We start from the raw sequence: 25,161 nt of genomic DNA, 5'->3' as shown, positions 1-25,161 counted from the left end.
CCATCTCGATCAGGAACAATTCCTTACGGGTCCGCTTGCGCTTGCCGGCGTATTCGGCGTCGGCGAAGGTCATCTGTTTCATCATCGAAAAGCTCGGCGACTGGTGTCCGGAGATTTTGCCAAATTAGGAAGTCTTTTTCAGAGTTTCCTTAGGGATACAGGATATGTGTGTAGCTTGGTGGGAGCAATGTCGTAGTCTTATTCCCTGCTTCGATAGTCAGAGGATCAGAACGTATTCATACTATCATACTCGGCACTCGCTTTTATGCGGGAGGGAACGATTGGGCTAATGATCGCCGCTGCGTGTTTGGCACTGCGCGGCGATCCGAAAATAATCATATGAGCACACCGGCACCTATGATTATCTCGTATCGTATAGATAGAAAAGGTTGCTCATCTAAGCTATACGTTTACCTGTGGGCGCATAGATCTATTTGGTCATTGCGTTGTAATGCTCTAAATATCCGCACTCAGAAAATATAATCTTTAATCCGTCTTTGAAAACTTGATGGTCGAATTCCTTAATGTCGAATATGTTCTGACCTAAAGAATGTGACTCTCTGTTCATATACCTATAGAAAGTTTTAAACCTATCTGAGGATAAAGCTGGTATCTGGAATACATTATTGAAGTCTTTCTTTTGAACAAAATTGAAGAAGTATTCTATGATATTCCGCATGCAGTTGGCGATTAACGCCGGTGGTGTCGCCGGGTCTTTAACTAAAGACCAGTATGATTGATAGTCATTCTGGATTTCTTCGTATCTCATAGGTGTTATGCTGCTGCCGGCGCCATTTTTGACAACTCTGAAAAGATGCTGCTTTTCGTCGCGTTGTTCCTTATTGGTCAACGTAAGCTCATAAAAAAAATAAAGACTATGGGTCAGTACGAAGACTTGTTTGTACGTTGAGCTGTTTATGAAAATTCTTTTTATAAGTTGTCCTATATTGAATACGTATATGTGGGACAGGCTAGATATCGGATCATCAATGACCACAATTTTATCCAAAGGCACCGCTGATGCAGTTTTCTGTCCCTTGCACAGTTCAACAAAGTACAAAAAGCTGATTACGGTTTTTTCGCCTTCGCTAAGGGAGTGGAATGCATTTTTTTTCTCTCCAGATCGCGCAATTCTGTAAAGATTCTCTCCATGTTTTAATACTGTGAACCCCTCAATTCCAATTTCCAGCAATGCCTCATTTATGCTCTGAATGGACTCGTCTATATTTACAGTTTGCTTTCTCAAACTCGATATATTTGCAGTAGAGCTTCTGACGGCCATCTCGATGTCGTCGACTGCTTTACTCGCGGAAGAGGATTCTGTCTCCAGATCTTTCAACGACTCGGCATAGGATGAAAGCGTTTGCGCATACTCCCATCGCATTAGTGACCAAAACCTAGCTTTAATATTATCAATGGTTCTTTTCTTGTTAGACAGCTTGTCGTTGTGTGTGGCGATATAATTGTTTAGTGTTGCGATTATCTCATTTATTGAAGCTATTGCGGCTCGGCTGCTCTTAAGAGTAATAGGCGTGCTTGGCGTTTTTGTTTTGTTGATTATTTGCAGGATGTTTTCCCGGAATGTCGCCTTTAGGGACTCTGTTGCTATAGTCCAAGAGTCCTCTAGCTCCTTATCGCATAAAGGGAGGGAGGTAATATCCTGTAGATTGACTTTTGATGCGCAAAGCTCATATTGGTTTTTAAGCCGTCCTAGCGTGGCCATGTCTAGTTCGTATGCTTCATCGAATACATCATTAATCGATTTCACGAGTTGTTGTGTAATGGTTTTTTCTTGGCAAAATGGGCACGATTGTAGAGATGTCTCCTCGGTTGGATCAAGGTATTCCAGGCCAACCTTAACCCAGTCGGTATTACCCAATTTTCCGATGAACTGGGCTACTGAGCCTTCTTGACTACCGACAATTATTTTTTCGAATATTGAATCTGTCTCGACCTCTAACCAGTCGGCGTTTATCACGGTAATAGTCGATAGCTGAATCGCTGTATCGCCCGCAACTAAAGCCATTTCCAACTTAAGCTCGTCAACTGTGTAGGTAGGGGCCTCTGCTGGTAGCGGTAAGCTGCTGATGTGTAAGAACAGCGGCTCTACTCGCTTCAAGCCTTCGAGGCAGAACTCTAGAACTCTATCCCCGCCAGAATATTTTGTTTTTATTTCCCACGTTTTGGTACTAGCTTTAGAACGTTCCTTCTCGATGCGTTCCGCTATCGCGGATTTCGCCTTCGATTTTTCCGTGTGAGATTCATTCAATGTTTCGAGCTTTTTGGTCTCGCTCTCAATTTGTTGAATTACTTCCTTGTTTTCTTTTGAAAGAGTAAATATTCCCTTCAGACCGTCTTCCTCATAAAAGTAGTCATTGAGGAAGCTTTGATTGTAAACTAATATTTCGCAGTCTTTACTTGTCGTAAAGCTACATTTTTTATAAATCAGTCCTTTAGGGTTGTAAAGAAATTCAGATATTGTGCTTTTTCCTGCTCCGTTCAGACCGTACATTAGAGAGGTTTTATTAGTTGGCTTGATCAGTGTAGGGAGTTTGTAACTGGTGACTCCATCAATGCTCAGTTCAGTTATCACGCGGACATCCTTTCGAGTGATTGGCGGCGAATAGCTACCATCTGGCATCTAGAGTAGCCCATTTTTCTATAGCGTCCACTTGATCTACGAAACCCGCACGGTAAACGGCGTCTTCAAGCTCGGACTTGCGAGGTGTTGCGGCTGATGCGATTTTGAGCCGGCTGCGGGAATTAATTGACTTTTCAAAATACTCAGCGGACGGAGTCGTCGCGCGGGATTTCAGATGCCGCATATAGGGCATTCGAATCAGCAGCCTGGTTTAAAAGCGCATCAGCGCCATCACCTAGTGCCATGAGCGCTCGCAATCGCTTGTAGATTCAATCGTATTGCTAAGGATAAAAGTCAAAAAAGGTAAAATAGCCATCGGATTTATTGAGGCAATATTTCGCTCATCTATATCCACCAAGGTGCCGATGGAAATGAACTTGAAATTGGTGCTTGGGATTCGGTACTATTCGGGCAGGCGTACCCGCCTCAACTATTCCGGTCAGATGACCGCGGAGCTTAAGCGACTCGTTGTTTTTGCAATGCGTCAGTACGGAAATCCGAGGCGGGTGCGTCACTTGTCTTTTTTGCACCACCAAGCCGCCAACGTGGCTACTTGAGTGATGTCTGCTGTACTAAGCGGGCGCTTTGTCCACTCCGTTGGATAGGTGATTTCTTCTCGAATCCGAACCAGAAGTGAGTGGCTCTCTCCGTCAATCGTAAATGCCTGCCGATACCAGCACATCAGGTACCTTGATTCCTTCGTCACCGATCCGTTGACTTCTAAACTAACGAAGTTACATGTGTAACGATCTGGCGATTTTCCGAGGAACGCTTTCAAGTAGGGAACAGCCCTAAGCGACAATGTACGTCTTGCCTCTGACTTTGAGCGTCTTGTGATGTGTCGCCAAGCCAAGCGGGTGACTTGAAGGCAGCCCACTAAAGGGTTACTCCACTGCTTTGATTTCAGCGCTTTGTATGCGCTCCGTGCTTTCGGCAGCACATCTGTGGAAAGCGGGCCAATCGTTTGTGAGGTGGTGCGATATGACCATGACGCGTAATCGTACAGTCGAGTCAGATCGTACCGAAGCGAGGGGCGTAGGTACTGTGTTTTTGGTATTTTGGTAGGAGTCTTGAGCGGGGTGCGCGGGTCGGTTACATACCAATAGAGCCGATCCATTGGCGGTGGTGGCACCCAGATTACCAGTCCGGGCATCCCTGTCCCTGACAGTGCTTCAAGCGTTTTTCTATCGATTGCTAATGTAATTGAATCTGCATCTGAGGTTCTACGATAAGACGGGCCCGCTTTCACTTGTGCGTGTGCAGTTATCAGCTTATTCGTTAGTGCGATATGTCGGAACGAAAGCTTTACGTCAACTTTTCCTGCGTCCTCAGCCATCGTAGTAGCCGTGGTTTCAGCGCAGGTAGCAATTCCCAGTAGACCGGCTGCATATCGTGCAGCAGCGGCGCCGTCGGTTTTTGTATGAGAGGCTAGCGTCATTTTAGATGAGCAATCAACATAGTTATCAACCGCACAATCTTGCCCCTTTTTCGAGTGTGTGGATAGCCTTATCGGCATGGGGAAGCATCACGCCGAGGGGGGTGTTGGCGCTGATCCGACTTTGACCCAGGTTGCTGATTTTGCCTGACTTATATGCTGCCTGTGAAACCCCGCGTAAAGACCTCACTCGCTGAATATTTGGGTAGGTCAATGGATTCCGGCAGCCTGGGTCAAAACCGCATCAGCGGCAACACACCTCCTGGAAAGCAATGCGATCGCCGGCGGCAATCCCGTGCATAGGGTTAAACGACCTAGGATAGAAAGCAACGCGGGCAAGACGCCGGCACTGGGTGATCACCAGGCCAAAGCGCTGCTTGAAGCGCCGGACGAATCAACCCTCAAAGGGCTGCGCGATCGGGCGATATTCGCCGTTCTTCTTTATCACGGGCTGCGCCGCGAAGAAGCGGCGCTGCTGCAGGTGAGCGACATTCAGGAACGCCGTGGGATTCAGCATTTGCAAATTCACGGCAAAGGGGAAAGGTGCGGTACCTGCCTTTGCACTCAGTTGCTGCCGGACGCACTCATTAGTACCTGGCAAGCTCAGGGCATCAGCAACGCTACATCTCAGCGATGATCAGCCGTCGTCATTGTTATTAAGAATATTGAGCACAAAGACTCGATAGCTTGATCCCGTATATCCTTTAGGAATTTTGCTTATCCCATGACGATAATTGCTCGGCAAGTGAAGATAGCTCTTTATCATCGGCCCTTTTCCAGTCATGAGATGAAACGTAGCCCTCATAGACTGAGAAAAACTTATCAACATTAGACGATATTTTTTTAAACCCGCTATGATCCCCAGTTCCATGCATGGGAAATAATTTTGCGTGGAGATGATCGATTCCATATCCTTCAAATATTACTGCGGTACGGCCGACTCCCTCAAGTGTGCCATCAAGTATTTTTGCTACCTTTTTTGAGGCAATCAACAAGTTGGCTAACGCCTCATCTTCTTGGTCAAATATATAGCTTGATAAGTGAGCTTTTGGGATAACTACTGTAGCGCCTTTTGTATTTGGGAATATGGAAAGAAATGCAATATGCATGTCATCCTCCCAAAAAATATGTGCGGGTGAAATGCGGCTTGCTATTTGACAAAAAATACATGATGCCTTGCTCATAGCCATTTCCTGTTAGACTTTAGATAGCGACCTTGAATCCCAGCTGTTAACACTAGTAGACTTTAGACCAAATGTACATTTTGCGATGGATGAGATTAGGTTTGCGCTAAGCTGCGAAGCAAGAGAGAAATTCATAGGTCCATAGCTAGGCATAATTGCACTGGGCAACCTAAGCCACTCCTCACTCTCAGATTCAGCATCCTTTTCCTTAAGATACCGATACTCTTCAGGCAAGAAGTCAAAAGATAGGCAAATGTGATGTAGGTACCCACCCGAGACTACTGGGATTTTACATGATTCTGAAATCTTCCAGCTTTCACGTGCCAGAGTGGCAGGGTTGTCCGCTGTAACCGCTGCGGCCGTAATATCTGAAGACGCCAATTCGCAAAGATCTTCTATTGATGAAGTTCTATCGAGGACATCGATATTTAACCCTTCAAATCGCGATTCAAGCGCACTTTTTAATACATCTACTTTCTTATTTCCCACATCATTCAGCGTCCAAAAAAGCTGACGATTTAAATTGCTTTTTTCTATTATGTCTGCGTCCACAAGCAAAAAGTTTTTTATCCCGGCACCTGCCAGCAGCATACTCAATGAGCTCCCAATGCCTCCACACCCAGCCACCAAAACTTTAGACTTGGCAAGCGCCTTAAGATCCTCGATTACATCGCCACATTTTTTTGCAGAGCAGAGAAGGTAGCTTACAGTCCGACTAGTCTCCGGATTAGCTAATAAGCCTTTTACTTGCAAAACCTCATCTACTTCACCGGGCACAAGGGATCCGGCCTCGCTGAGCGCTTTTTGGAACGCTAAGTCGTCTTCTGGGTTCGCATACGCAACTCCCAAAGGCCCGTTAATAGCTATCTTTCCCTTTTGAAAATTAAATATAGTGGAAGGAACAATGATTGCAGAAGGAATACCTTCAAAGTAAAAAACTAAATCATCCATGATGACTCCGTCACATTAATTAGAGGGCGGCGATCACCACCCTCTAATCTCTTTCCTAGTTAATTAGCGCATTCAGGCGCGACCCGAATATTTACACCATTACACTTGGTACCACCAAGTGCCAGAACTGTCGACGTATGAAGTACAGTTTTCTGGTCTGTGGTGGTCAGTCGGGCGATGTCTTTCTGGGGCATGACGGAAGCCTGAACAATAGGTGCACAAATCAGCATTGCTGCGGCGACACCAAGCATTTTTTTCATATTAACTCCATGTAATAAAGTTGAGAACGATTATCGTTCAGCGCCATTTTTCAACATTTTCACGTCCCTTGTCAACCCTAGGAGACCTCTATTAATGCTGCGCGGAAGGGGATGGCCTTTGATCCGAAGATCTTAATCCGCAGTCCAGATAGAGCCATTGCTCAGCAAAATCGGGCCGAAAAAGGCGGTCGGCTACATAGTGTAGGTCTCTGTACGGGAGGCCCCTTCGCTTGGTAATGCTGCGTCAAAAACAGGCTCGGAACTCTCATTTACAACACGTAGACTCTGCTTCTTCGCCTGTTTTTGCCTTGCCTGACCCACCTGATCTAAACAGTGTCTGGCGTGTCTCGTCTTCAGTCATGTTAATTTATTTTCTCAACCGAACGCGCTTACTGTCAGGCATGATTACTGTAGGGCCTTCGCGGCTGCTATGCGGTTCCGTCGCTATTACTATGATATACAACTCAACATATCCTAGTCGTTTTCTACTAAGGATCAATTCCTTTTCGAAAAGGTTTCTTCGTCACTGATCGACAATCAGTAAGCGTCTGATAATTACAACTTTCGACATTGGCTTTCTGCTGGCGCTAATCTTTGGATGCAAATCGTTAGGTGATTATCGCCACCGCCTGCGTCGGAGACATCAGGGCTGTCTATATATTAAACGGATCCCTTTCCCACACCTGATTTCGTGATCCAGTTCAGATTGCTAGGTCGATGGAGTCAACCCAAGAATATCAGTTTTCTGGTTTCTACACGGCGCAGGTGTTAATTTTTATCAGAGCAGATCACTTGAGTGCTCACCAATGGAGCACCAGAGCGTGTGGCGATATTACTCAATGCCTTTCGACTTTCAATTACTGGGTTAACACGGTCCACTATCACGGAGCTGCCAATACGAAGATTCCTCAGTGCAAGCTAATTGATCTGAGAAAGCGACGATGGCTTCCAGTCCCTTTGTTCATCGGGACGGACTGTATAAGGAACTATACAACGAAAAAGTATACACTTGGATCGAGCGGCCTTAAGGTCAGCGTCATTGGTTTCGGCTGCATGGGGTTCAGCCCTACCCAGTTGACTGGCGTCGGTGATTAGCCTGAGAAACACGTTGCATTGGTCTTGACACGCAGGCCGGGTGCACCGGCCTACTTACTAGCTAGAGAAACGTTATCGTTAGTTTTTGCAGGGGCTGTCATGGGCACGACCAAACCGTTTGAAGTCCGCGATAGCTGGGTCTTAGTCGATTCCATGGTGGACACCTATTGTGAAATCGCTGAGGAGGCATTCGGATCTTTTTTGTTCGAGAAGGGCAATCCGCTCTCAAGGCAAGAATGGCCCGGCGATTCGACAGCCTACGGCGACCAGAAAACTAGAAAAAACGTCGCAGCCATAAAAACCATCGTCTTCTCCGCGATGGCCTTAGAAGCTGCTGCGTTCGAATTTGCCGCCCTCCAGCTGGGAGAGCGCCTAGCAAAAGATTATCTGGATAAGCTGGATGTGGTGGGTAAATGGCTCGTCGTCCCACGCTTGGTCTGTGGTCGATCGCTGAATGCGGATGGCCCCGCCATCAATGGGCTGAAAGGCCTGGTCAAGGCACGTAATGCTTTGGTGCATCACAAATCCAAGGAATGGAACGGCAAGCACGCGCATCTAGATGAGATGGATGCCCACAGAAAACAACTCGAACAACTCCAGGCTCCTAACGCATTCAAAACGCTGATCCTGCTTTCGTTGGAATTGAATGCGGTGCTGGAGATCGATGGGTCGCTCCCACCTTTTGAGGATTCTTGGATACATGCCACTCCACGCAATTCGCTGGTAGAGCAAGTAGTGCATCGGTGTCGCGAGGTTCATCGGAATAACTGGCGAGGGGTTTGACGTGACGGGACTTATCACCCAGCAGGAACGCCGGCTAACCGCCGCGGAATTTCAGCACCTAGCAGCCGTGCCGGCGGCGGTCGAGTGGTTTGCCAACATCGACAACCCTCGCACGCGGCGAGCTTACCAGAGCGACCTGGAGGACTTCTGCGGGTTTGTCGGGCTCACCGGCACCGATGAGTTCCGCGCGGTCACCCGCGCGCACGTGCTGGCCTGGCGCGCGCAGTTGGAAACTCTAGGCCTGGCCGGGGCCACGATCCGGCGCAAATTGGCGGCGTTGGCCAGCCTGTTCGATCATTTGCTTGAGCTCAACGCCGTCGCTGGCGGCAACCCGGTGCACGGTGTGAAGCGGCCCAGGATCGAAACCAACGAAGGTAAGACGTCGGCTCTCGGTGATCACCAGGCCAAGGTGCTCCTCGATGCGCCGGATCCAAATACTCTAAAAGGCCAACGCGATCGGGCCATTCTCGCTGTGCTGCTGTATCACGGACTGCGTCGCGAGGAGGCCGCTCAGTTGATGGTCAGCGATATTAAGGATCGCCGGGGTATCAAGCACCTGCAGATCCATGGCAAGGGGGGAAAGCTGCGGTACCTGCCATTGCACCCTGTTGCCGCCGAGCGTATCTACGCATACCTGGAACGCTCGGGGCATTACCGCAGGAGCCTAATGCACCGCTATTCGTGCCGCTGCGTGGTCGCCAGACCGGCGCAGGCATAACCGCTAACGGCATCTACGCAATGGTCGGAAGCTATGCCAAGGCGGCAGGAATCAATGTCGCTGGGTTGGGCGTGCATGGCCTGCGTGCCACGGCGGCGACCAATGCCCTGGAGCACGAAGCCGATATTGCTAAGGTTCAGGCCTGGCTTGGACATGCCAATATAAGCACGACCCGGATCTATGATCGCCGTCAGCTGCGACCGGAGGACTCACCAACCTTCAAAGTCCGCTACTGAGATCAATCCAGCACAGATTTTCTGAAAATTTAAGGGAACGGTTAGCGAATCTCAGGTCCCTCTTCCTACACCCTACACCCTACAGCACGGTGAGCACGTACAGCACGACAGAGCACAGGGGAGGAAAAGGTAGAAAAGTTTTCGCATGCAGAATCTTTTCTACCCTGTTTAAGCCTAGTCTTTGTCGATTCTATCCAGTCTCTCGACTAGATCCTCTGCACGTAAGTGGTTGTAGCGCTTAAGCATTTGCATGGACTTGTGGCCGCTGATTGCTGAAACCTCCTGATCAGATAAGCCGGATTCGACAAGTCGGCTTACGGCCTCATGCCTCAAATCATGAAAACGAAAATCCGTCATCCCGAGCGGCTTTCTCAGCGTTGCCCAGACTTTGTTGAAGGCGTAGGGCCTACGCTTAGCATCTCTGCCAGGCTCACCGAAGAAGATGAGTCGGCAGTCCTGCGGTCTGAGAGGGTTGTCTAACGCCGCTTGCATTGCATCTGTCGCGCGCTTATTGAGCGGAACGGTTCGATAGGTATTGTTTTTGGTATCGGGAAGGTGGACGACTCGTTTTTTGAGATCCACTTGGGAGAGCGTAAGCGTGGCAATCTCAGATGAGCGCATAGTCGTTTCCACGGCGATTCGCGCCATCCATCCGAGCATAGGGTTGCTATGTGCATTAGAAGCACCTAAAAGCCGATCCCCTTCGTCCCCTACAAAACGTCGCTCTCGCCCCTTTCCATGCCTAGGTTTCCGAATACTCGCGACAGGGTTGAACGTGAGGCCCAGGTCCCATTCTTTGATTGCTGTTGAGTAAACATGGCCGAGGAGCGCCAACTCAAGCCGAACAGTGTTGTTGCTGGTCAACGTGCGTTTGCGAGTTGCAGGCTGAGACAGTCGCATGTCACGGTAAGCTGCAATGATTTCGCTGGAGAGGGCCGCCAGCGAATATTTACCCAGCTCGGTAGTAAGCTTTTTTGCCTTGCTCGCTTCGCCTTTCTGAGTCGAAGGCTTTTTGGTGGGAGTAACCTCAGACAGGTAACGCTTCAGCGCCGCCTTTAGGGTCATCCGTTCTGATCCGCTCCGCTGGATGTAGACACCTCTGACCATCTCGTCTTCGGCTCGATGTGACCAGTCTTCTGCATCGCGTTTGGTGCGGAACGTTTTGGAAGCTGTCGGCCATCCGATTTTTCGGATGACCGCTTTCCACGTGCCTGAAGGGGTTTTTACGAGAGTTGCAATGCTGTCCTCCGAAGACATCGGCACGGACTGTACCGAAACTGTACCTCGGAGGCATTCCAAAACACCCTCTCGAAACTGCAGCGTTGCTGCAGCCCTTGATATATATGGTGGGCCCACACGGACTCGAACCGTGGACCAAAGGATTATGAGTCCTCTGCTCTAACCAACTGAGCTATGGGCCCTCAGTAGGTCGCGGATTATAACGGCGGTTTCGCGGCTGTGCTATCCGAAAAGTCCGAAAGATTCATCAGAAGAAATCTTGCGCGGAATTCTTCGGCGTCGAGGGGCAGGCTGATGATGTAGCCCTGGATCTGTTCGCAGCCTTCGCTGGTCAGAAATTGCTGCTGTTCGCTGTTCTCCACGCCCTCGGCGATCACGGTCAGTTGCAGGCTGCGCCCAAGGGCGATGATGGCGCGGACGATGGCGGCGTCGTGGGTGTCTTCCGGCAGGCCGCGGACGAAGGACTGGTCGATCTTGAGGATGTCCAGTGGCAGGCGTTTGAGGTAGCTCAGTGAGGAGTAGCCGGTGCCGAAGTCGTCGATCGCCAGTTGCACGCCGAGTGTCTTCAATTGGTGCAGCACGGCCAGTGCTTCCTGGGTCTGGCTCATGATGAAGTTTTCGGTGATCTCCAGTTGCAGGCAGCCGGGTTCCAGGCCGTTGTCCGTGAGAAGCTGTTCGATGCGTTCCAGCAGGTTGGTCTGGCGCAGTTGAGCGCCTGCCAGGTTCACCGACAGCGGGCCGAACGGCTGGCAGGTCTTGCGCCATACGCCCATCTGGCGGCAGGCCTGCTCCAGCACCCAGTCGCCGATCTGCAGGATCATGCCGTTTTCTTCGGCCAGGGGAATGAAGTGCTCGGGCGGCACTTCGCCAAAGGTTGGGTGGTTCCAGCGGATCAGGGCTTCTGCGCCTGCCATTGTGTGGGTCAGCAGGTCGATTTTGGGCTGGTAGGCCAGTGTCAGTTGATTGCGCTCCAGAGCTCTTCTCAGTTCCTGCTCGAGGGCGATGCGCTCGCTGGCCTGGTCACTGAGGTCGCAGGTATAGCTTTCGACCCGGTTGCGGCCTTTTGCCTTGGAGCGGTACATCGCCGCGTCGGCATTTTTGACCAGCGTGGCCACGTCGGTGCCGTCGGTAGGGAACACGCAACTGCCGATGCTGGGGCTGATGTAGAGCTCATGTTCGCCAGCTTCAAAAGGCGTGCTGAAGCAGGCCAGTAATTTATTGGCGATGGCCTGTGCGTCGCTGGTTTGCAGCAGGCCGGGCAGCAGGACGATGAACTCGTCGCCACCCAGGCGTGCAACGGTGTCGATGTCGCGCAGGGTTTCCTTGAGCCGGTGTGCGATGCCTTTGAGCAGCAGATCGCCGACCGGGTGGCCCAGGCTGTCATTGATGTGCTTGAAGCGGTCCAGGTCGAGAAACAGGACTGCGCCGAGGCTGCCGGATTCTTCGCTGTGCAGCAGGGCGGCTTGAAGCCTGCTCTCGAACAGTATTCGGTTGGGCAGGCCGGTGAGCGGATCATGGTGGGCCTGATAGTCGAGCCGCGCCTGTGCTTGTTTGAGGCTGGAGATGTCGGCGAACACGGCGACGAAGTGGGTCAGGAGGTTGTCTTTGTTGCGCACGGCGCTGATGGTCAGCCAACTCGGGTAAAGCTCGCCGTTCTTTCGACGGTTGCTGATTTCGCCCTGCCAGTGGCCCTCGGCTGCCAGTTGGTGCCACATCGCGGCGTAGAACGCGCTGTCGTGTTGGCCAGAGGCAAGCAGGCGAGGGGTCTTCCCGATGGCTTCACTTTCGCTGTAGCCAGTGATTTCCGTGAACGCGCGGTTGACGGCGCTGATGCTCTGGTCGGTATTGGTGATGAGCACACCTTCGGCAGTGCTCTCGAAAACAGTCGCCGCCAGATGGAGTTTCTCCTGCATTTGCCTGCTTTCGGTGATATCCCGAGTAATCGTCAGCAGACAGTCTTCACCCGCAATGATGAGGGGTTGAGAGGACAGTTCGCACAGTCGAATATCGCCATTGTTGTTACGAATCCGTACCCGCATATCCTTGACGAAGCCATGCTTTTTCATGCGTTCGATGAGCTTTGAACGCTCGCTCAGGTCGACCCAGATGCCCAGGTCGAATGTCGAGTGGTCAAGGCAGTACTTTTCGCTGTACCCGGTCTGACGGCAGAACCCTTCGTTGACCTCCAGAAGCATGCCGTCCTGCTGCCGGGTAATCGCCATCCCGTCAGGCGAGGCATGGAAGGCTTTGGCGAACTTCTCTTCGGAAAGCTGTAATTGTTGTCGGGCCAGTTTGAGCTGGGTGATGTCACGCACTATCACCAGCACGGCAGGTATCGGGCTATGCTCGAACGGCTGGGCGGACATGAGCCCTGAAAAGGTTTCGCCGTTTTTGCGCCGAAAGGGTATCTCCAGATTATGGATATCGCCGGTCTGCAATTGCAGCAAGACTTTTGGGCCGATGCCTGGCACTGCCCACAGATTCAGTTCTGTGGGTGTCTTGCCAATCACTTCATCAAGGGGGATACCGGTTCGCTCTACGAACGCTTCGTTGGCATCCATGATGTGCCCGTCAGCAAGGCTGACGATAAGCATGGCATCCGGGCATTGAGCGAAGATCGAGGCGAATTTTCCCTCGGACAGGCATGACGCTTCCCGGTCACTGGTGTTGATTACTCCACGCATATGCGGCTTACGTCCGTGTCTGACTATCGCTGATGATGGTGTGGCGTAACCTTGTAACTACAATGATCCAAGGCTTGGTTCGAAGAGCGCTGGTGTCTGGTGTGATACATAGTTGTAGGTCAATTTTTCAGGCGCTGCAATTAGACTGATGTCTGACCTCTTATTGATTCGGTGAATTGACAACTGGGCCTGCAAATTTTGAATTTTCTTCTGCCCGGAAACGCAAAACCCCCGGCATGCCGGGGGTTTTGTTGACTCGCGGGTGCGATTACTCGTCGAGGAACGAGCGCAGGTGCTCGCTTCTTGTCGGGTGACGCAGCTTGCGCAGTGCCTTGGCTTCGATCTGACGAATCCGCTCGCGGGTCACGTCAAACTGCTTACCAACCTCTTCAAGCGTGTGGTCGGTATTCATGTCGATGCCGAAGCGCATGCGCAGAACCTTGGCTTCACGGGCGGTAAGGCCCGACAGCACTTCGCGTGTCGCTTCTTTGAGGCTTTCAACAGTGGCGACATCGATTGGCGACTGCATGGTCGAGTCTTCGATGAAGTCACCCAGGTGCGAATCTTCGTCGTCACCGATCGGGGTTTCCATGGAGATCGGCTCTTTCGCGATCTTCAATACCTTGCGGATTTTATCCTCAGGCATTTCCATGCGTTCGCCCAGCTCTTCCGGGGTCGGTTCGCGACCCATTTCCTGCAACATCTGCCGGGAAATACGGTTGAGCTTGTTGATCGTCTCGATCATGTGCACCGGAATACGAATGGTGCGTGCCTGGTCGGCAATCGAGCGAGTGATCGCCTGACGGATCCACCAGGTGGCATAAGTCGAGAACTTGTAGCCACGACGGTATTCGAACTTGTCCACAGCCTTCATCAAGCCGATGTTGCCTTCCTGGATCAGATCGAGGAATTGCAGACCACGGTTGGTGTACTTCTTGGCGATGGAGATCACCAGACGCAAGTTCGCTTCAACCATCTCTTTCTTCGCGCGGCGGGCCTTGGCCTCACCGATCGACATGCGACGGTTGATGTCCTTGATCTCGGCGATTTTCAGGCCGGTCTCTTCTTCCAGTGCAGACAGCTTCTGCTGGCAACGCTGGATGTCAGGCTGCAGGCGACCGATGGCTTCGGCGTATTTGCTCTTGCCCTTGGCCAGTGCGTCAGTCCAGCTTTCGTCGACTTCGTTGCCCGGGAACTGGCGCAGGAAATCGGCGCGCGGCATACGTGCATCACGTACACACAGCTGCATGATGGCGCGTTCCTGGGCGCGAAGACGCTCGAGGGCACCGCGTACACGCTCTACCAGACCTTCAAACTGTTTTGGAACCAGCTTGATCGGCATGAACAGTTCGGCCAGTGCAACCATTTCGGCAATGGCGTGCTTGTCGTCGCGACCAAATTTCTTCAGGGCCTTGCGGGTGATTTCCATTTGATCGGAAACCGCACCGAAGCGCTGCTGGGCGATGACCGGATCAGGACCGCTCTCGACTTCGTCTTCTTCGTCGCTGGCGTCTGCCGACTCTTCCTCGTCGTCATCGGCACCTTCGGCCTTGACGGCTTTGGGGTCGACAGGCGGCGGGACTTCGGCAGGCGGCGCAATGCCGTCGTCCGGGTCGATATAGCCGCTCAGGACATCGGAGAGGCGACCGCCTTCACTGGTGACGCGTGTGTATTCGGAGAGAATGTGGTCAACCGTGCCTGGGAAGTGCGCAATTGCGCCCATCACTTCACGGATGCCTTCTTCGATACGTTTGGCGATTTCGATTTCGCCTTCACGGGTCAGAAGTTCAACGGTGCCCATTTCTCGCATGTACATACGAACAGGATCGGTGGTACGACCGATGTCGGTCTCGACCGCTGCCAACGCTGCAGCCGCTTCTTCTGCGGCTGCCTCGTCGGTATCGGCGTCGGCCAGCATCAAGGCGTCCGCATCCGGAGCACTCTCGTGTACCGGGATCCCCATGTCGTTGATCATGCGGATGATGTCTTCCACCTGCTCGGGATCTGAAATATCCTCGGGCAAGTGGTCGTTGACCTCTGCGTAAGTCAGATACTTCTGCTCACGACCCAGGGTGATCAACTCTTTGATACGAGATTGCTGTTGCGCTTTTCCGGACATAACACCCTATCCACTGAAGGTCTTGGCGGGCAAAAAACAAGCCGAGGATTATACCCGAGCTATGACCTCACGCGCCAGTTGAGGTCGGGGTTTGTGCGGGAACATTGCGATTTAGCAGTTCCCTAAGCTGAATTTTCTCTTCTGCGCTCAGCTCGGTCTGCCGAGCCTTGCTGATCAGATGTTCCAGACTGCGCTCGCGCTGGCGAGCGGATAAGCTAGTTATAGTGTCGAAAAACTGTTGTTCAAGGTTATCGGCCTCAATCAGCCATTCCTTTTCTGCCAGAGCACGCAGCAAGCGGCCCTGTTCAGTCCCGTGCCATCGCGCTATCAACTGTAACGACCGAAGGTTCGGATTCTTTTGCCGGGCTTCGATAAGAGCGACCAGCAGTTGTGCGTTGGATTGGTCTTCTGCAGCGAAATGGCTGGCATTTTCGACCTTTTCCGCCAATTCGGGGTGATGCAGCAAGGTTCTCAGTGCGGCCTGCATGGGCGGCTCGACGGCGGTGGGTACACGCGGCGTTCGAGGTTCGAAGTCCTGGCGCTTGCCTTTTTTGCCCCAGGATTTGTTGTCCCATTTTTTTTGATTCTGACCGCCGGTTTTCTTTTGCGTCCATTCCTGCTGAGGCTCGTAACCGCCTTGTGGCTGGTAATCGGCAAAATCAGGCATGGCGTCGTAGTCGACGTACGGGTCGTAACTCGGTGGCGCCTCTGCCGGCGCGCTCTGTACCAGCTGGCTGACGGCCTCGCCGGTCAGCCCGGTAATTTCGGTCAGGCGCTGACGCATCAGAATACGCAGGTTCGCGCCGGGCACCTTGTCGATCAATGGCGCCGCGAGGGTGGCCATGTGCGCCTTGCCCTCCAGCGAACGCGGGTCGGACTCTTTGGTCAGTTGCTCGAAAAAATAATCGGCCAGCGGCTGCGCGTGCTGATTGATGCGTGCCTTGAACGCGTCGGTGCCTTCGGAGCGCACCAGCGTGTCCGGGTCTTCGCCTTCGGGAAGAAACAGAAAGCGCGCCCGGCGTCCATCCTGCAGGTTCGACAGGGTCGCTTCCAGCGCACGCCATGCAGCGTTGCGTCCGGCCTGATCGCCGTCGAAGCAGAACAGCACGTTGGGCACCACCCTGAACAGGCGCTTCAAATGCTCTTCGCTGGTTGCTGTGCCCAGAGTCGCCACGGCATTGCGCAAGCCTTGCTGGGCCAGGGCGATGACGTCCATGTAGCCTTCAACGACGATGATTTCATCGAGGTTGCGATTGAATTTGCGCGCCTCGAACAGCCCGTACAGCTCCTGACCCTTGTGGAACACCGGTGTTTCCGGGGAGTTCAGGTACTTGGGTTTGTCATCACCCAGTACGCGGCCGCCAAAGGCGATGACTCGCCCGCGCGAATCACGGATCGGAAACATCACCCGGTCGCGGAAGCGGTCGTAGCGTTTGCCGGTTTCGGCGTTCTCGATCAGCAGCCCGGCATCGATCATCACCTTTTGCTGCAAGGAGTCGCTGCTCAGGTGCTTGTACAGGTTGTCCCAGCCGGGAGGGGCGAAGCCCAGGCCAAAGTCTCTGGCGATTTCGCCGGACAGCCCGCGGCCCTTGAGGTAATCCACCGCTGCCTTGCGTGACGGGTGGCTTTTCAGGGCCTGCCGATAGAACTCGGCGGCGGCGGTCAGCAGCGGGTAGAGCGGGGAATCGGTCGGTTGCCGAGGCTTCTGGCCTTTTACGCTTTGTTCGCGAGGCACTTCCATGCCGGCGGCCTTGGCCAGGTCTTCGACAGCCTGGGGGAAGTCCAGGTTGTCGTGGTCCATGATGAAGCCGAGCGCGTTGCCACCTGCGCCGCAACCGAAGCAGTAATAGAATTGCTTGTCCGGGCTGACGCTGAAAGAGGGGGTTTTCTCTTTGTGGAACGGGCAGCACGCGGTGTAATTCTTCCCGGCTTTCTTGAGCTGCACGCGCGAACTGACAACATCGACAATATCGGTGCGGTTCAGAAGGTCGTCGATAAAGCTCTGGGGAATCAGCCCGGCCATGGCGTTCTCATCATTCAAGCGTGGTGCAAAAGTATCGGACGACTCTACGAGCGTTCCGTCAGCCTGTCAGCCGTCTTTTTTGAAGACGTCGGCAATAAACGGGCACGTCTTTGCATCCGAAGGACGGTGTTGGCCTGAAAGGAATAAAGCTTGATCCTGCGAGAGGATCGGAAAGGCCACAAACTTCGCTGCCCACGCGAGTGGTCAGAGCCTGGGGACACGGAAGACGCTGCCTTGGCTGAGCTTCTTGCGAAGTCATCAAGGCATACTCGTCTTGTCATCGGTCGATGTGCTGCCCGAGTGGGCATGACCGATGTAGCCTGTGAACAGGCTGGACGTGCTTGAATGAATGTCTGAGTCGCATCGGCGGCCTGGACAGGGTCAATCAATAAAGCGAACGCAAAACAGCGAAGCTGTAACTGCCGACAGCCCGGCTGGTTGGCCGGGCAAGGCAGAAGCTTGCGACGAAGGTCTGTAAATTAATACAGACGAACGGCGCGGCGCTGTTCGCGCTGGACTTTCTTGGCGTGGCGTTTGACAGCAGCTGCTGCCTTGCGCTTACGCTCCGAAGTCGGCTTCTCGTAAAATTCGCGGCTACGAACTTCAGCCAGAACACCGGCTTTTTCGCAGGAGCGCTTGAAACGACGCAGAGCTACGTCGAAGGGTTCGTTCTCTTTAACTTTGACGGCTGGCATCCAGAGCTACCTTCATTCATTACCGGGGTCAACGCTCAGTGCAAACACTGCACAAAAGTACGTCGGTTTTTAAGGGTTGCGGATGTTAACCCCTCATTGAGAGGAATGCAAAGCCTCTGATCGAAAACCGCTGGTCGGCACCTCGGTCGGCGACTATTATGCGCGCCTTCAAATCTGCCCCCTACAAGGCGCAACCCCATGCTAGTACTGGGATTAGAAACCTCCTGCGACGAAACCGGCGTCGCGTTATACGACAGCGAACGCGGTTTGCTTGCGGACGCATTATTCAGCCAGATCGACCTGCACCGTGCCTATGGCGGTGTGGTGCCGGAGCTGGCTTCGCGCGATCACGTCAAGCGCATGCTGCCTCTGATTCGCCAGACACTGGCCGAGGCGGACTGCGTGGCCACTGATATCGACGCCATTGCCTACACGGCCGGCCCTGGCTTGGTCGGCGCCTTGCTGGTCGGCGCTTCGTGCGCTCAGGCGCTGGCGTTCGCCTGGGATATCCCGGCGCTGGGCGTGCATCACATGGAAGGTCATCTGCTGGCCCCGATGCTGGAAGAAAACCCGCCACAGTTCCCGTTCGTCGCCTTGCTGGTGTCGGGCGGCCATACGCAACTGGTGCGCGTCGACGGCATCGGTCAGTACGAACTGCTGGGCGAGACGCTGGATGATGCCGCAGGCGAGGCCTTCGACAAGACCGCCAAGATGATGGGCATGCAGTACCCCGGCGGCCCGGAGATTTCAAAGGCGGCCATGCAGGGTGTGGCGGGGCGGTTTGTCTTCCCTCGGCCGATGACCGATCGTCCCGGGCTGGAATTCAGCTTCAGCGGCCTGAAAACCTCTGCGCTCAATACCTGGCAGCAATGCCGGAATGCTGGAGACGACAGTGAGCAAACCCGCTGCGACATCGCTCTGGCCTTCCAGCAGGCGGTAGTGGAGACTTTGACCATCAAATGCAAGCGCGCGCTCAAGCAGACCGGCCTCAAGAGCCTGGTGATTGCCGGTGGCGTCAGCGCCAACAAGGCACTGCGCGCTTCGCTGGAAAGCATGCTTGGCGACCTGCGCGGCCATGTCTATTACGCACGGCCCGAGTTTTGTACCGATAACGGCGCGATGATCGCGTTTGCCGGGTGCCAGCGTTTGCAGGTCGGGCAGAAGGAAGATTTGAGCATCAGCGTGCAGGCACGCTGGCCCATGGAGCAGTTGTCGGGGCTGTGACGGCAGACCAGGCGGGGTACGCCTCAGAAATGTCGTTCGCGCCCGGCGAGCAGGTCGCGTAGATTGCCGCGATGGCGCCAGACGATGAGCAGGGTCAACACGCTCATCGGCAGCAGCGCATGAGGCTCCTGCCACGCCAGCAATGGCAGGGTCAGGGGTGTGGCGATCAGGGCGGCAAGCGAGCTGGTGCGGGTCAGGTAGAGCGTCAGCAGCCAGGCGACTATCGCCAGGGCAGCGGCGGGCGGATACAGGCCCAGCAGCACACCGGCGGCGGTCGCTACGCCTTTGCCACCGCGGAAGCGGAAGTACACCGGGAACAGATGGCCCAGCACTGCGCAGACGCCGATCCAGCCCTGTTGTGCGATGTCCATGCTCAAGGTGCTGGCGATCAGGATCGGTACCAGGCCTTTGCAGAGGTCGCCGAGCAGGGTCAGGATGGCGAGTTTTTTCCCGGCCAGACGCAGCATGTTGGTCGCGCCGGCATTGCCGGAGCCACTGGCGCGCGGGTCCGGCCTGCCGCTCAGGCGGCTGAGCAGGATGGCGAAGGACAGCGAGCCAAGCAGGTAGGCGAAGGTGGCCAGTAACCAAAACATGCGAACCATTCCGGGCGAGGATGCCCTGATTCTAACGGCGCATCGCGCCCTTGTCGTGCAGTGGAGAGTAGTGCTTGGACAGAGTTTTCATCGAGGGCCTTGAGGTCGATACGGTCATTGGCGCTTATGACTGGGAGCGTGGCATTCGTCAGTGCCTGCGTCTGGACCTCAGCTTTGCCTGGGACAATCGCCCCGCAGCCGCAGGCGACGATCTGAGCAAGGCCCTCGACTACGCCAGTGTCTCGACACGTATTCAGGCGTTCGCCGAGCAGGCACAGTTCCAGTTGGTGGAGACCTTCGCCGAGCGACTGGCTGAAGTGCTGATGGGTGAATTCAATATTCCCTGGCTGCGCCTGAAACTGACCAAGCCCGGTGCTGTAGCGGCCGCTGCCGGTGTGGGCGTGGAGATCGAGCGCGGATGTCGCTGACGCGGATTTTCCTCGGCCTGGGGAGCAACATCGAGCGTGAGCGCCACCTGATTGCGGGGCTCGATGCGCTGGATGGCTTCCTGACCGATCTGAGCTGTTCGCCGGTTTTTGAAAGCCATGCCGTGGGTATCAAGAGCGGGCCGTTCTTCAATCTCGTCGTATCGGCGCTGACTGATTTGCCCCTGATGGAGCTGGATCGTCGCCTGAAATTCATCGAAGCGGACAATGGCCGCTACGCCCCGGATCGCAAAGGGTTGCCGCTGGATATCGATGTGCTGCTGTACGGCGAGCAGGTCGGTAATTTCGACGGGCTGATCTTGCCTAGGGCGGAAATTCTGAAGAATGCCTTTGTGTTGCGGCCATTGGCGTTGATTGCCCCTGAACGTCTGCATCCCGGTGTGGGCATTGCCTTCAGCAAACTCTGGGCTGACGCGCAGATTGATCAGCAGCTTTGGCCGGTGGCGTTTGAGTGGCGTGGGTTGGCGCTGACGCCTGAGGTTTTGCTGCGTAGCTGAGGTCATCCTCGTCTTTCAGCCCGAGTGCAGAGCGTCCATGGCTGCGCATAGGTACGAAAAGTGCTCTCCCGGACACCTCTCGTTCCTCACGCTCCGCGTCACACAGTGCTGGTCTTGTAGGTTTTCAGTGCCTTCAAGCGCTCGTTCTTCAGCGCGTCACCCAGTTCCTTGCCCTTCAGACCCTGTTCCAGCAACGGCTGTACTGATACCGCGCGTGCGGCCTCGGCGGCGCCGCGCAGGTAGTCGGCCTGTGGATAACTGCGTTGTTCGAAGCCGTGACGTCCTCGGGCGTCCATCTCGCACGCCGCAATGAACTCTTCAAAGCGCTGCGGGCGGCGGTAGACGTCGAAGCTTTGCAGCAACTCCAGCAGGGTCGAAGGTTTCAACTCCAGCGCGCGGTGGCCGTGGGTATGGTACTGGCCGACCAGCAGCGCCAGTTCCTGGCAGTCCCTCGGCACACGAAAACGCTCGTTGACCGCTTTTATCAGGCGCAGGCCGGTGTGTTCATGAGCGATGTGCCTTGGCCATTCGGCTTCCGGCGTCAGCCCTTTGCCAAGGTCGTGCAGCAAGCAGGCCCAGCGCACCGTCAGCGGGTGTTTGTGGCGTGCGGATTGCTCAAGAACACTTAGCACGTGTACGCCAGTGTCTATTTCCGGGTGATGCGCCGCCGGCTGCGGTACACCGAACAACGCTTCGACTTCGGGCATCAGCTCTTTGAGCGCGCCGCAGTCGTGCAGCACCTGAATGAACACCTGAGGCTGTTCTTCCATGAGCGCGCGCGAGATTTCCTTCCAGCTTCGCTCGGCAGTCAGCGCCTTGAGTTCGCCCGATTCACTGAGCTGTCGCATCAGCCCAAGGGTCTCGGGCGCGATGGTAAAACCGTAACCGGCGTAGCGTGCGGCGAATCGCGCCACACGCAAGACCCGGAGCGGATCTTCGGCGAAAGCGGGGGAAACGTGACGTAATATCCGCGCTTCCAAGTCCTTCTGGCCGTTGTAGGGATCGGTTAAATTACCGTCCTTGTCTTCAGCCATGGCGTTGATCGTCAGGTCACGCCGAATCAAATCCTGCTCAAGCGTTACCTCGGGGCTGGCGTGGAAAACAAAGCCCCCGTAGCCCACGCCGCTCTTGCGCTCGGTGCGCGCCAGCGCGTATTCCTCATTGGTCAGCGGATGCAGAAACACCGGGAAATCTGTACCAACCGGGCGATAGCCCTTGATCAGCATGTCCTCGGTGCTTGCGCCGACCACGACCCAGTCGATGTCCGTGACAGGTTGACCCAGAAGACGGTCGCGTACAGCACCGCCCACTTTATAAATCTGCATAAAAAGCCTCCGTAAGCGCGACAGGATAAACCTTGTGTCGTACTTGCGGAGGCTAAAGCTGCATGAACAAGCGTTTAAAACCCTATTCCCCTAGTGCTTAAAGGTGAACGACCGCCATATCAAGCCGGGGATATTCACTGTCGGCATGCTCGCCTTTCGGGGGGACGTGATGAGTCTTGACCACCTGATCGCCCTGCAGGGTTTCCAGGTGGATGTCAAAGCCCCACAGCCGGTGCAGGTGCTTGAGCACCTCGTCTGTCGAGTCACCGAGTGGTTTGCGATTGTGCCGTTGATGGCGCAGGGTCAGCGAGCGATCGCCTCGGCGGTCGATGCTGTAGATCTGCACATTGGGCTCCCGATTGCCCAGGTTGTACTGCGCAGCGAGTATTTCGCGAATGGTCCGATAGCCGTTTTCATCATGAATGGCGGGCACCAGCAGGTCCTCCTGCTGGTCGTCGTCCATGATGCTAAACAGCTTGAGGTCGCGAATCACCTTGGGCGACAGGTACTGGAGGATGAAGCTCTCGTCCTTGAAGCTGGTCATTGCGAATTTGATCGCCGTGAGCCAGTCGCTGCCGGCAATTTCCGGAAACCACTGGCGGTCTTCGTCAGTAGGGTTTTCGCACATCCGGCGGATGTCCTGATACATGGCAAAGCCCAGCGCGTAGGGATTGATACCGCTGTAATACGGACTGTCGAAACCGGGCTGGAAAATCACGCTGGTGTGCGACTGCAGGAACTCCATCATGAAGCCGTCGGTGACCAGGCCTTCGTCGTACAGATCATTCATCAGCGTGTAATGCCAGAACGTCGCCCAGCCTTCGTTCATCACCTGGGTCTGGCGCTGTGGATAGAAATACTGCGCGATCTTGCGCACGATGCGCACCACTTCACGCTGCCATGGCTCCAGCAGCGGGGCGTGTTTCTCGATGAAGTAGAGAATGTTTTCCTGCGGCTCTGCCGGAAAGCGCGCGTTGTCTTCCTTGCTGCTCTTGTCGGCACTTTTCGGGATGGTGCGCCACAGGTCGTTGATTTGCCGCTGAAGGTGCTCCTCCCGGTCCTTCTGCCGACGCCGCTCCTCTTCGGCGGAAATCGGGTAGGGGCGCTTGTAGCGATCCACCCCGTAGTTCATCAGTGCATGGCAGGAGTCGAGCAAGTCCTCCACGGCATCGATGCCATGCCGTTCCTCACATTGCATGATGTACTGCTTGGCAAACACCAGGTAATCGATGATCGAGCTGGCGTCGGTCCAGGTGCGAAACAGGTAGTTGCCCTTGAAGAAGCTGTTATGGCCATAGCACGCATGAGCCACGACCAGCGCCTGCATGCAGATGGTGTTCTCTTCCATCAGGTAGGCGATGCACGGGTCGGAGTTGATGACGATCTCGTAGGCCAGGCCCATCTGGCCTCGCGAATAGGATTTTTCCGTGCTGAGGAAGTGTTTGCCGTAGGACCAGTGGTGATAGCCCAAAGGCATACCCACCGAGGCATAGGCATCCATCATCTGCTCGGCCGTGATCACTTCGATCTGGTTGGGGTAGGTGTCCAGCGCATACCGCTCGGCAATCCTGCCGATTTCGCGGTCGTAGGCGCGGATCAGTTCGAATGTCCACTCTGACCCCGTGGAGAGGGGTTGGCGCTTCTGCTCTCTGGCGGTCATGACACTAACCTTCGCTGAAAGAGTTCGCGGAATACCGGGTAGATATCACCGGCAGAGACCAGCTGTTGCTGGGCAAACGTGTCGGCAAAATCTTCACCGATGCGTTCGTACTCATACCACAAGGCCTGATGCTCACGCGGCGTGATTTCCACGTACGTGTAGTACTGCACGAAGGGCATGATCTGTTTGGTGAGGATTTCCCGGCAGATGGGCGAATCATCGTTCCAGTTGTCGCCATCCGACGCTTGTGCCGCGTAGATATTCCAGTCACTGCTCGGGTAGCGTGCGGCCATGATTTCCTGCATCAGTTTCAAGGCGCTGGAAACGATGGTGCCGCCGGTTTCCCGGGAATAGAAAAACTCTTCCTCGTCCACTTCGCGGGCGCTGGTGTGGTGACGAATGAAGACCACGTCGATCTTGTCGTAGTTACGTTTGAGGAACAGGTACAGCAGGATGAAGAAGCGCTTGGCGATGTCCTTGGTCGCCTGGGTCATGGAACCGGAGACGTCCATCAGGCAGAACATGACCGCTTTGGAGCTGGGGTTGGGTTGCTTGACCAGCAGGTTGTACTTGAGGTCGAAGGTGTCGAGATAGGGCACACGACGAATGCGTGCCTTCAGTCGGTCGATCTCTACTTCCAGTTCCTGAATGTCACCAAAGTTATCCGGCTCTTCGCGCTTCATGCGTTCAAGCTCGGCGGTCGCTTCCCTGAGTTTCGCCCGGCTGCTGCCGGACAGTGCAATGCGGCGTGCATGTGCCGAGCGCAGCGTACGGATGATGTTGATCCGCGACGGGTTGCCCTCGTTGCTGATCCCGGCGCGCACAGTCTTGAAGGTGTCGGTGCCGGTCAGGTTGCGCTTGACCAGATTCGGCAGCTCCAGGTCTTCGAACATGAATTCGAGAAATTCTTCCTGAGTAATCTGAAACGAAAACTCATCCATCCCTTCGCCGGAGTTGCCTGCCTTGCCGGGGCCTTTGCCGCCACCGCCGCCTTGAGGGCGGGCGATGTGCTCACCTGTGGTGAACTCCTTGTTGCCAGGATGAACAACGGTCTGCTTGCCGCCGCGACCGTGATGCAGGACCGGTTCGTCGATGTCACGTCCGGGAATGCTGATCTGCTCGCCGTGTTCCATGTCAGTGATGGAGCGTCGGCTGACCGCTTCCTCCACTGCCTTCTTGATGTGGTCACGGTAACGCCGCAGAAACCGCTGGCGGTTTACCGTGCTCTTGTTCTTGCCGTTGAGACGTCGGTCGATCACATAGCTCATAGGCTCCTCCGGGGAGCTTCAAGTTGTAAGCCTCAAGCTGCAGGCGAGCCGCGATGAATCCCGAGCCCGGGGGGTGATCGCTTTT

18 protein-coding genes, 1 tRNA gene and 3 pseudogenes are annotated in these 25,161 nt (G+C 54.5%); 7 read left to right on the top strand and 15 right to left on the bottom strand.

What is annotated here, in order from left to right:
* A partial coding sequence (locus KBY02_RS25405; RefSeq protein ID WP_225650848.1) for a hypothetical protein occupies positions 1-196 on the top strand: 196 nt, incomplete at its 5' end.
* A gap of 234 nt (positions 197-430) precedes the next feature.
* On the opposite strand, the gene KBY02_RS25400 is transcribed toward KBY02_RS25405, so the two are convergent.
* Complete coding sequence (locus KBY02_RS25400; protein WP_158661337.1) at positions 431-2,593, bottom strand: AAA family ATPase; 2,163 nt, start codon at positions 2,591-2,593, stop codon at positions 431-433.
* Positions 2,594-4,317: 1,724 nt separating this feature from the next.
* Here KBY02_RS25400 and KBY02_RS25395 point away from each other — a divergent pair.
* Positions 4,318-4,664 (top strand): annotated as a pseudogene (locus KBY02_RS25395) (tyrosine-type recombinase/integrase); the annotation flags it as partial.
* A 116-nt stretch (positions 4,665-4,780) separates the two neighbouring features.
* Here the strand turns inward: KBY02_RS25395 and KBY02_RS25390 are convergent.
* The 4 genes and pseudogenes from KBY02_RS25390 to KBY02_RS25375 all read right to left on the bottom strand — a co-directional run.
* The gene (locus KBY02_RS25390) at positions 4,781-5,260 is read right to left on the bottom strand and encodes an HIT family protein (RefSeq protein ID WP_032655926.1); all 480 of its coding nucleotides are present in this window, start codon (positions 5,258-5,260) and stop codon (positions 4,781-4,783) included.
* 12 nt (positions 5,261-5,272) lie between these two features.
* A complete protein-coding gene (locus KBY02_RS25385; protein ID WP_032655929.1) occupies positions 5,273-6,211 on the bottom strand; it encodes a ThiF family adenylyltransferase in 939 nt (312 codons plus the stop codon).
* A 59-nt stretch (positions 6,212-6,270) separates the two neighbouring features.
* Positions 6,271-6,471: a hypothetical protein gene (locus KBY02_RS25380; protein ID WP_116893488.1), complete on the bottom strand. Its 201-nt coding sequence runs from the start codon at positions 6,469-6,471 to the stop codon at positions 6,271-6,273.
* A gap of 608 nt (positions 6,472-7,079) precedes the next feature.
* Positions 7,080-7,389 (bottom strand): annotated as a pseudogene (locus tag KBY02_RS25375) (kinase); the annotation flags it as partial.
* Positions 7,390-7,665: 276 nt separating this feature from the next.
* Between KBY02_RS25375 and KBY02_RS25370 the strand changes: the two are divergent.
* A complete protein-coding gene (locus KBY02_RS25370) occupies positions 7,666-8,349 on the top strand; it encodes a hypothetical protein (RefSeq protein ID WP_032655931.1) in 684 nt (227 codons plus the stop codon).
* 1 nt (position 8,350) lies between these two features.
* A pseudogene (locus KBY02_RS25365) lies at positions 8,351-9,303 on the top strand (tyrosine-type recombinase/integrase).
* A gap of 174 nt (positions 9,304-9,477) precedes the next feature.
* Here KBY02_RS25365 and KBY02_RS25360 read toward each other — a convergent pair.
* The 6 genes from KBY02_RS25360 to rpsU all read right to left on the bottom strand — a co-directional run bounded on the left by KBY02_RS25360 (position 9,478) and on the right by rpsU (position 18,063).
* Positions 9,478-10,542 (bottom strand): site-specific integrase, encoded by a 1,065-nt coding sequence (locus KBY02_RS25360; protein WP_032655961.1) that lies wholly within the window; start codon positions 10,540-10,542, stop codon positions 9,478-9,480.
* A 105-nt stretch (positions 10,543-10,647) separates the two neighbouring features.
* Positions 10,648-10,724 (bottom strand) — tRNA-Ile (locus KBY02_RS25355).
* Between the two features lie 15 nt (positions 10,725-10,739).
* Positions 10,740-13,226, bottom strand: a complete 2,487-nt coding sequence (locus tag KBY02_RS25350; RefSeq protein WP_032655933.1) for a bifunctional diguanylate cyclase/phosphodiesterase — start codon at positions 13,224-13,226, stop codon at positions 10,740-10,742.
* A gap of 268 nt (positions 13,227-13,494) precedes the next feature.
* The gene (gene rpoD, locus KBY02_RS25345) at positions 13,495-15,345 is read right to left on the bottom strand and encodes an RNA polymerase sigma factor RpoD (protein WP_003411788.1); all 1,851 of its coding nucleotides are present in this window, start codon (positions 15,343-15,345) and stop codon (positions 13,495-13,497) included.
* 67 nt (positions 15,346-15,412) lie between these two features.
* On the bottom strand, positions 15,413-17,368 hold the full coding sequence (dnaG, locus tag KBY02_RS25340; protein ID WP_032655936.1) for a DNA primase: 1,956 nt from the start codon (positions 17,366-17,368) through the stop codon (positions 15,413-15,415).
* Positions 17,369-17,847: 479 nt separating this feature from the next.
* A complete protein-coding gene (rpsU, locus tag KBY02_RS25335) occupies positions 17,848-18,063 on the bottom strand; it encodes a 30S ribosomal protein S21 (protein WP_002551877.1) in 216 nt (71 codons plus the stop codon).
* 198 nt (positions 18,064-18,261) lie between these two features.
* Between rpsU and tsaD the strand changes: the two genes are divergently transcribed.
* The gene (tsaD, locus tag KBY02_RS25330; protein ID WP_003394970.1) at positions 18,262-19,287 is read left to right on the top strand and encodes a tRNA (adenosine(37)-N6)-threonylcarbamoyltransferase complex transferase subunit TsaD; all 1,026 of its coding nucleotides are present in this window, start codon (positions 18,262-18,264) and stop codon (positions 19,285-19,287) included.
* Positions 19,288-19,310: 23 nt separating this feature from the next.
* Here tsaD and plsY read toward each other — a convergent pair whose 3' ends face one another.
* Positions 19,311-19,880, bottom strand: coding sequence for a glycerol-3-phosphate 1-O-acyltransferase PlsY (gene plsY, locus KBY02_RS25325; protein WP_003402056.1), 570 nt, complete (start codon positions 19,878-19,880; stop codon positions 19,311-19,313).
* 74 nt (positions 19,881-19,954) lie between these two features.
* Here plsY and folB point away from each other — a divergent pair, with 74 nt between their 5' ends.
* Together folB and folK are read left to right on the top strand one after the other, a co-directional pair.
* A complete protein-coding gene (gene folB, locus KBY02_RS25320) occupies positions 19,955-20,308 on the top strand; it encodes a dihydroneopterin aldolase (protein ID WP_003316242.1) in 354 nt (117 codons plus the stop codon).
* Positions 20,299-20,823 (top strand): 2-amino-4-hydroxy-6-hydroxymethyldihydropteridine diphosphokinase, encoded by a 525-nt coding sequence (gene folK, locus KBY02_RS25315; protein WP_024642767.1) that lies wholly within the window; start codon positions 20,299-20,301, stop codon positions 20,821-20,823. Before folB ends, folK begins: the two co-directional genes overlap by 10 nt.
* Positions 20,824-20,921: 98 nt before the next feature.
* On the opposite strand, the gene KBY02_RS25310 is transcribed toward folK, so the two are convergent.
* The 3 genes from KBY02_RS25310 to KBY02_RS25300 all read right to left on the bottom strand — a co-directional run bounded on the left by KBY02_RS25310 (position 20,922) and on the right by KBY02_RS25300 (position 25,076).
* Positions 20,922-22,148 (bottom strand): multifunctional CCA addition/repair protein, encoded by a 1,227-nt coding sequence (locus KBY02_RS25310; RefSeq protein ID WP_003402052.1) that lies wholly within the window; start codon positions 22,146-22,148, stop codon positions 20,922-20,924.
* Positions 22,149-22,245: 97 nt separating this feature from the next.
* Complete coding sequence (locus tag KBY02_RS25305; RefSeq protein ID WP_225650847.1) at positions 22,246-23,808, bottom strand: SpoVR family protein; 1,563 nt, start codon at positions 23,806-23,808, stop codon at positions 22,246-22,248.
* The gene (locus KBY02_RS25300) at positions 23,805-25,076 is read right to left on the bottom strand and encodes a YeaH/YhbH family protein (protein ID WP_011269137.1); all 1,272 of its coding nucleotides are present in this window, start codon (positions 25,074-25,076) and stop codon (positions 23,805-23,807) included. The genes KBY02_RS25305 and KBY02_RS25300 overlap by 4 nt, the downstream gene beginning before the upstream one ends.
* Positions 25,077-25,161: the final 85 nt, after the last annotated feature.

Source organism: Pseudomonas sp. P129, assembly GCF_020312195.1.
Taxonomy (GTDB): domain Bacteria; phylum Pseudomonadota; class Gammaproteobacteria; order Pseudomonadales; family Pseudomonadaceae; genus Aquipseudomonas; species Aquipseudomonas fragariae.
Note: the sequence above shows the minus strand (reverse complement) of the source record. Positions and strands in the feature narration are given on the sequence as shown.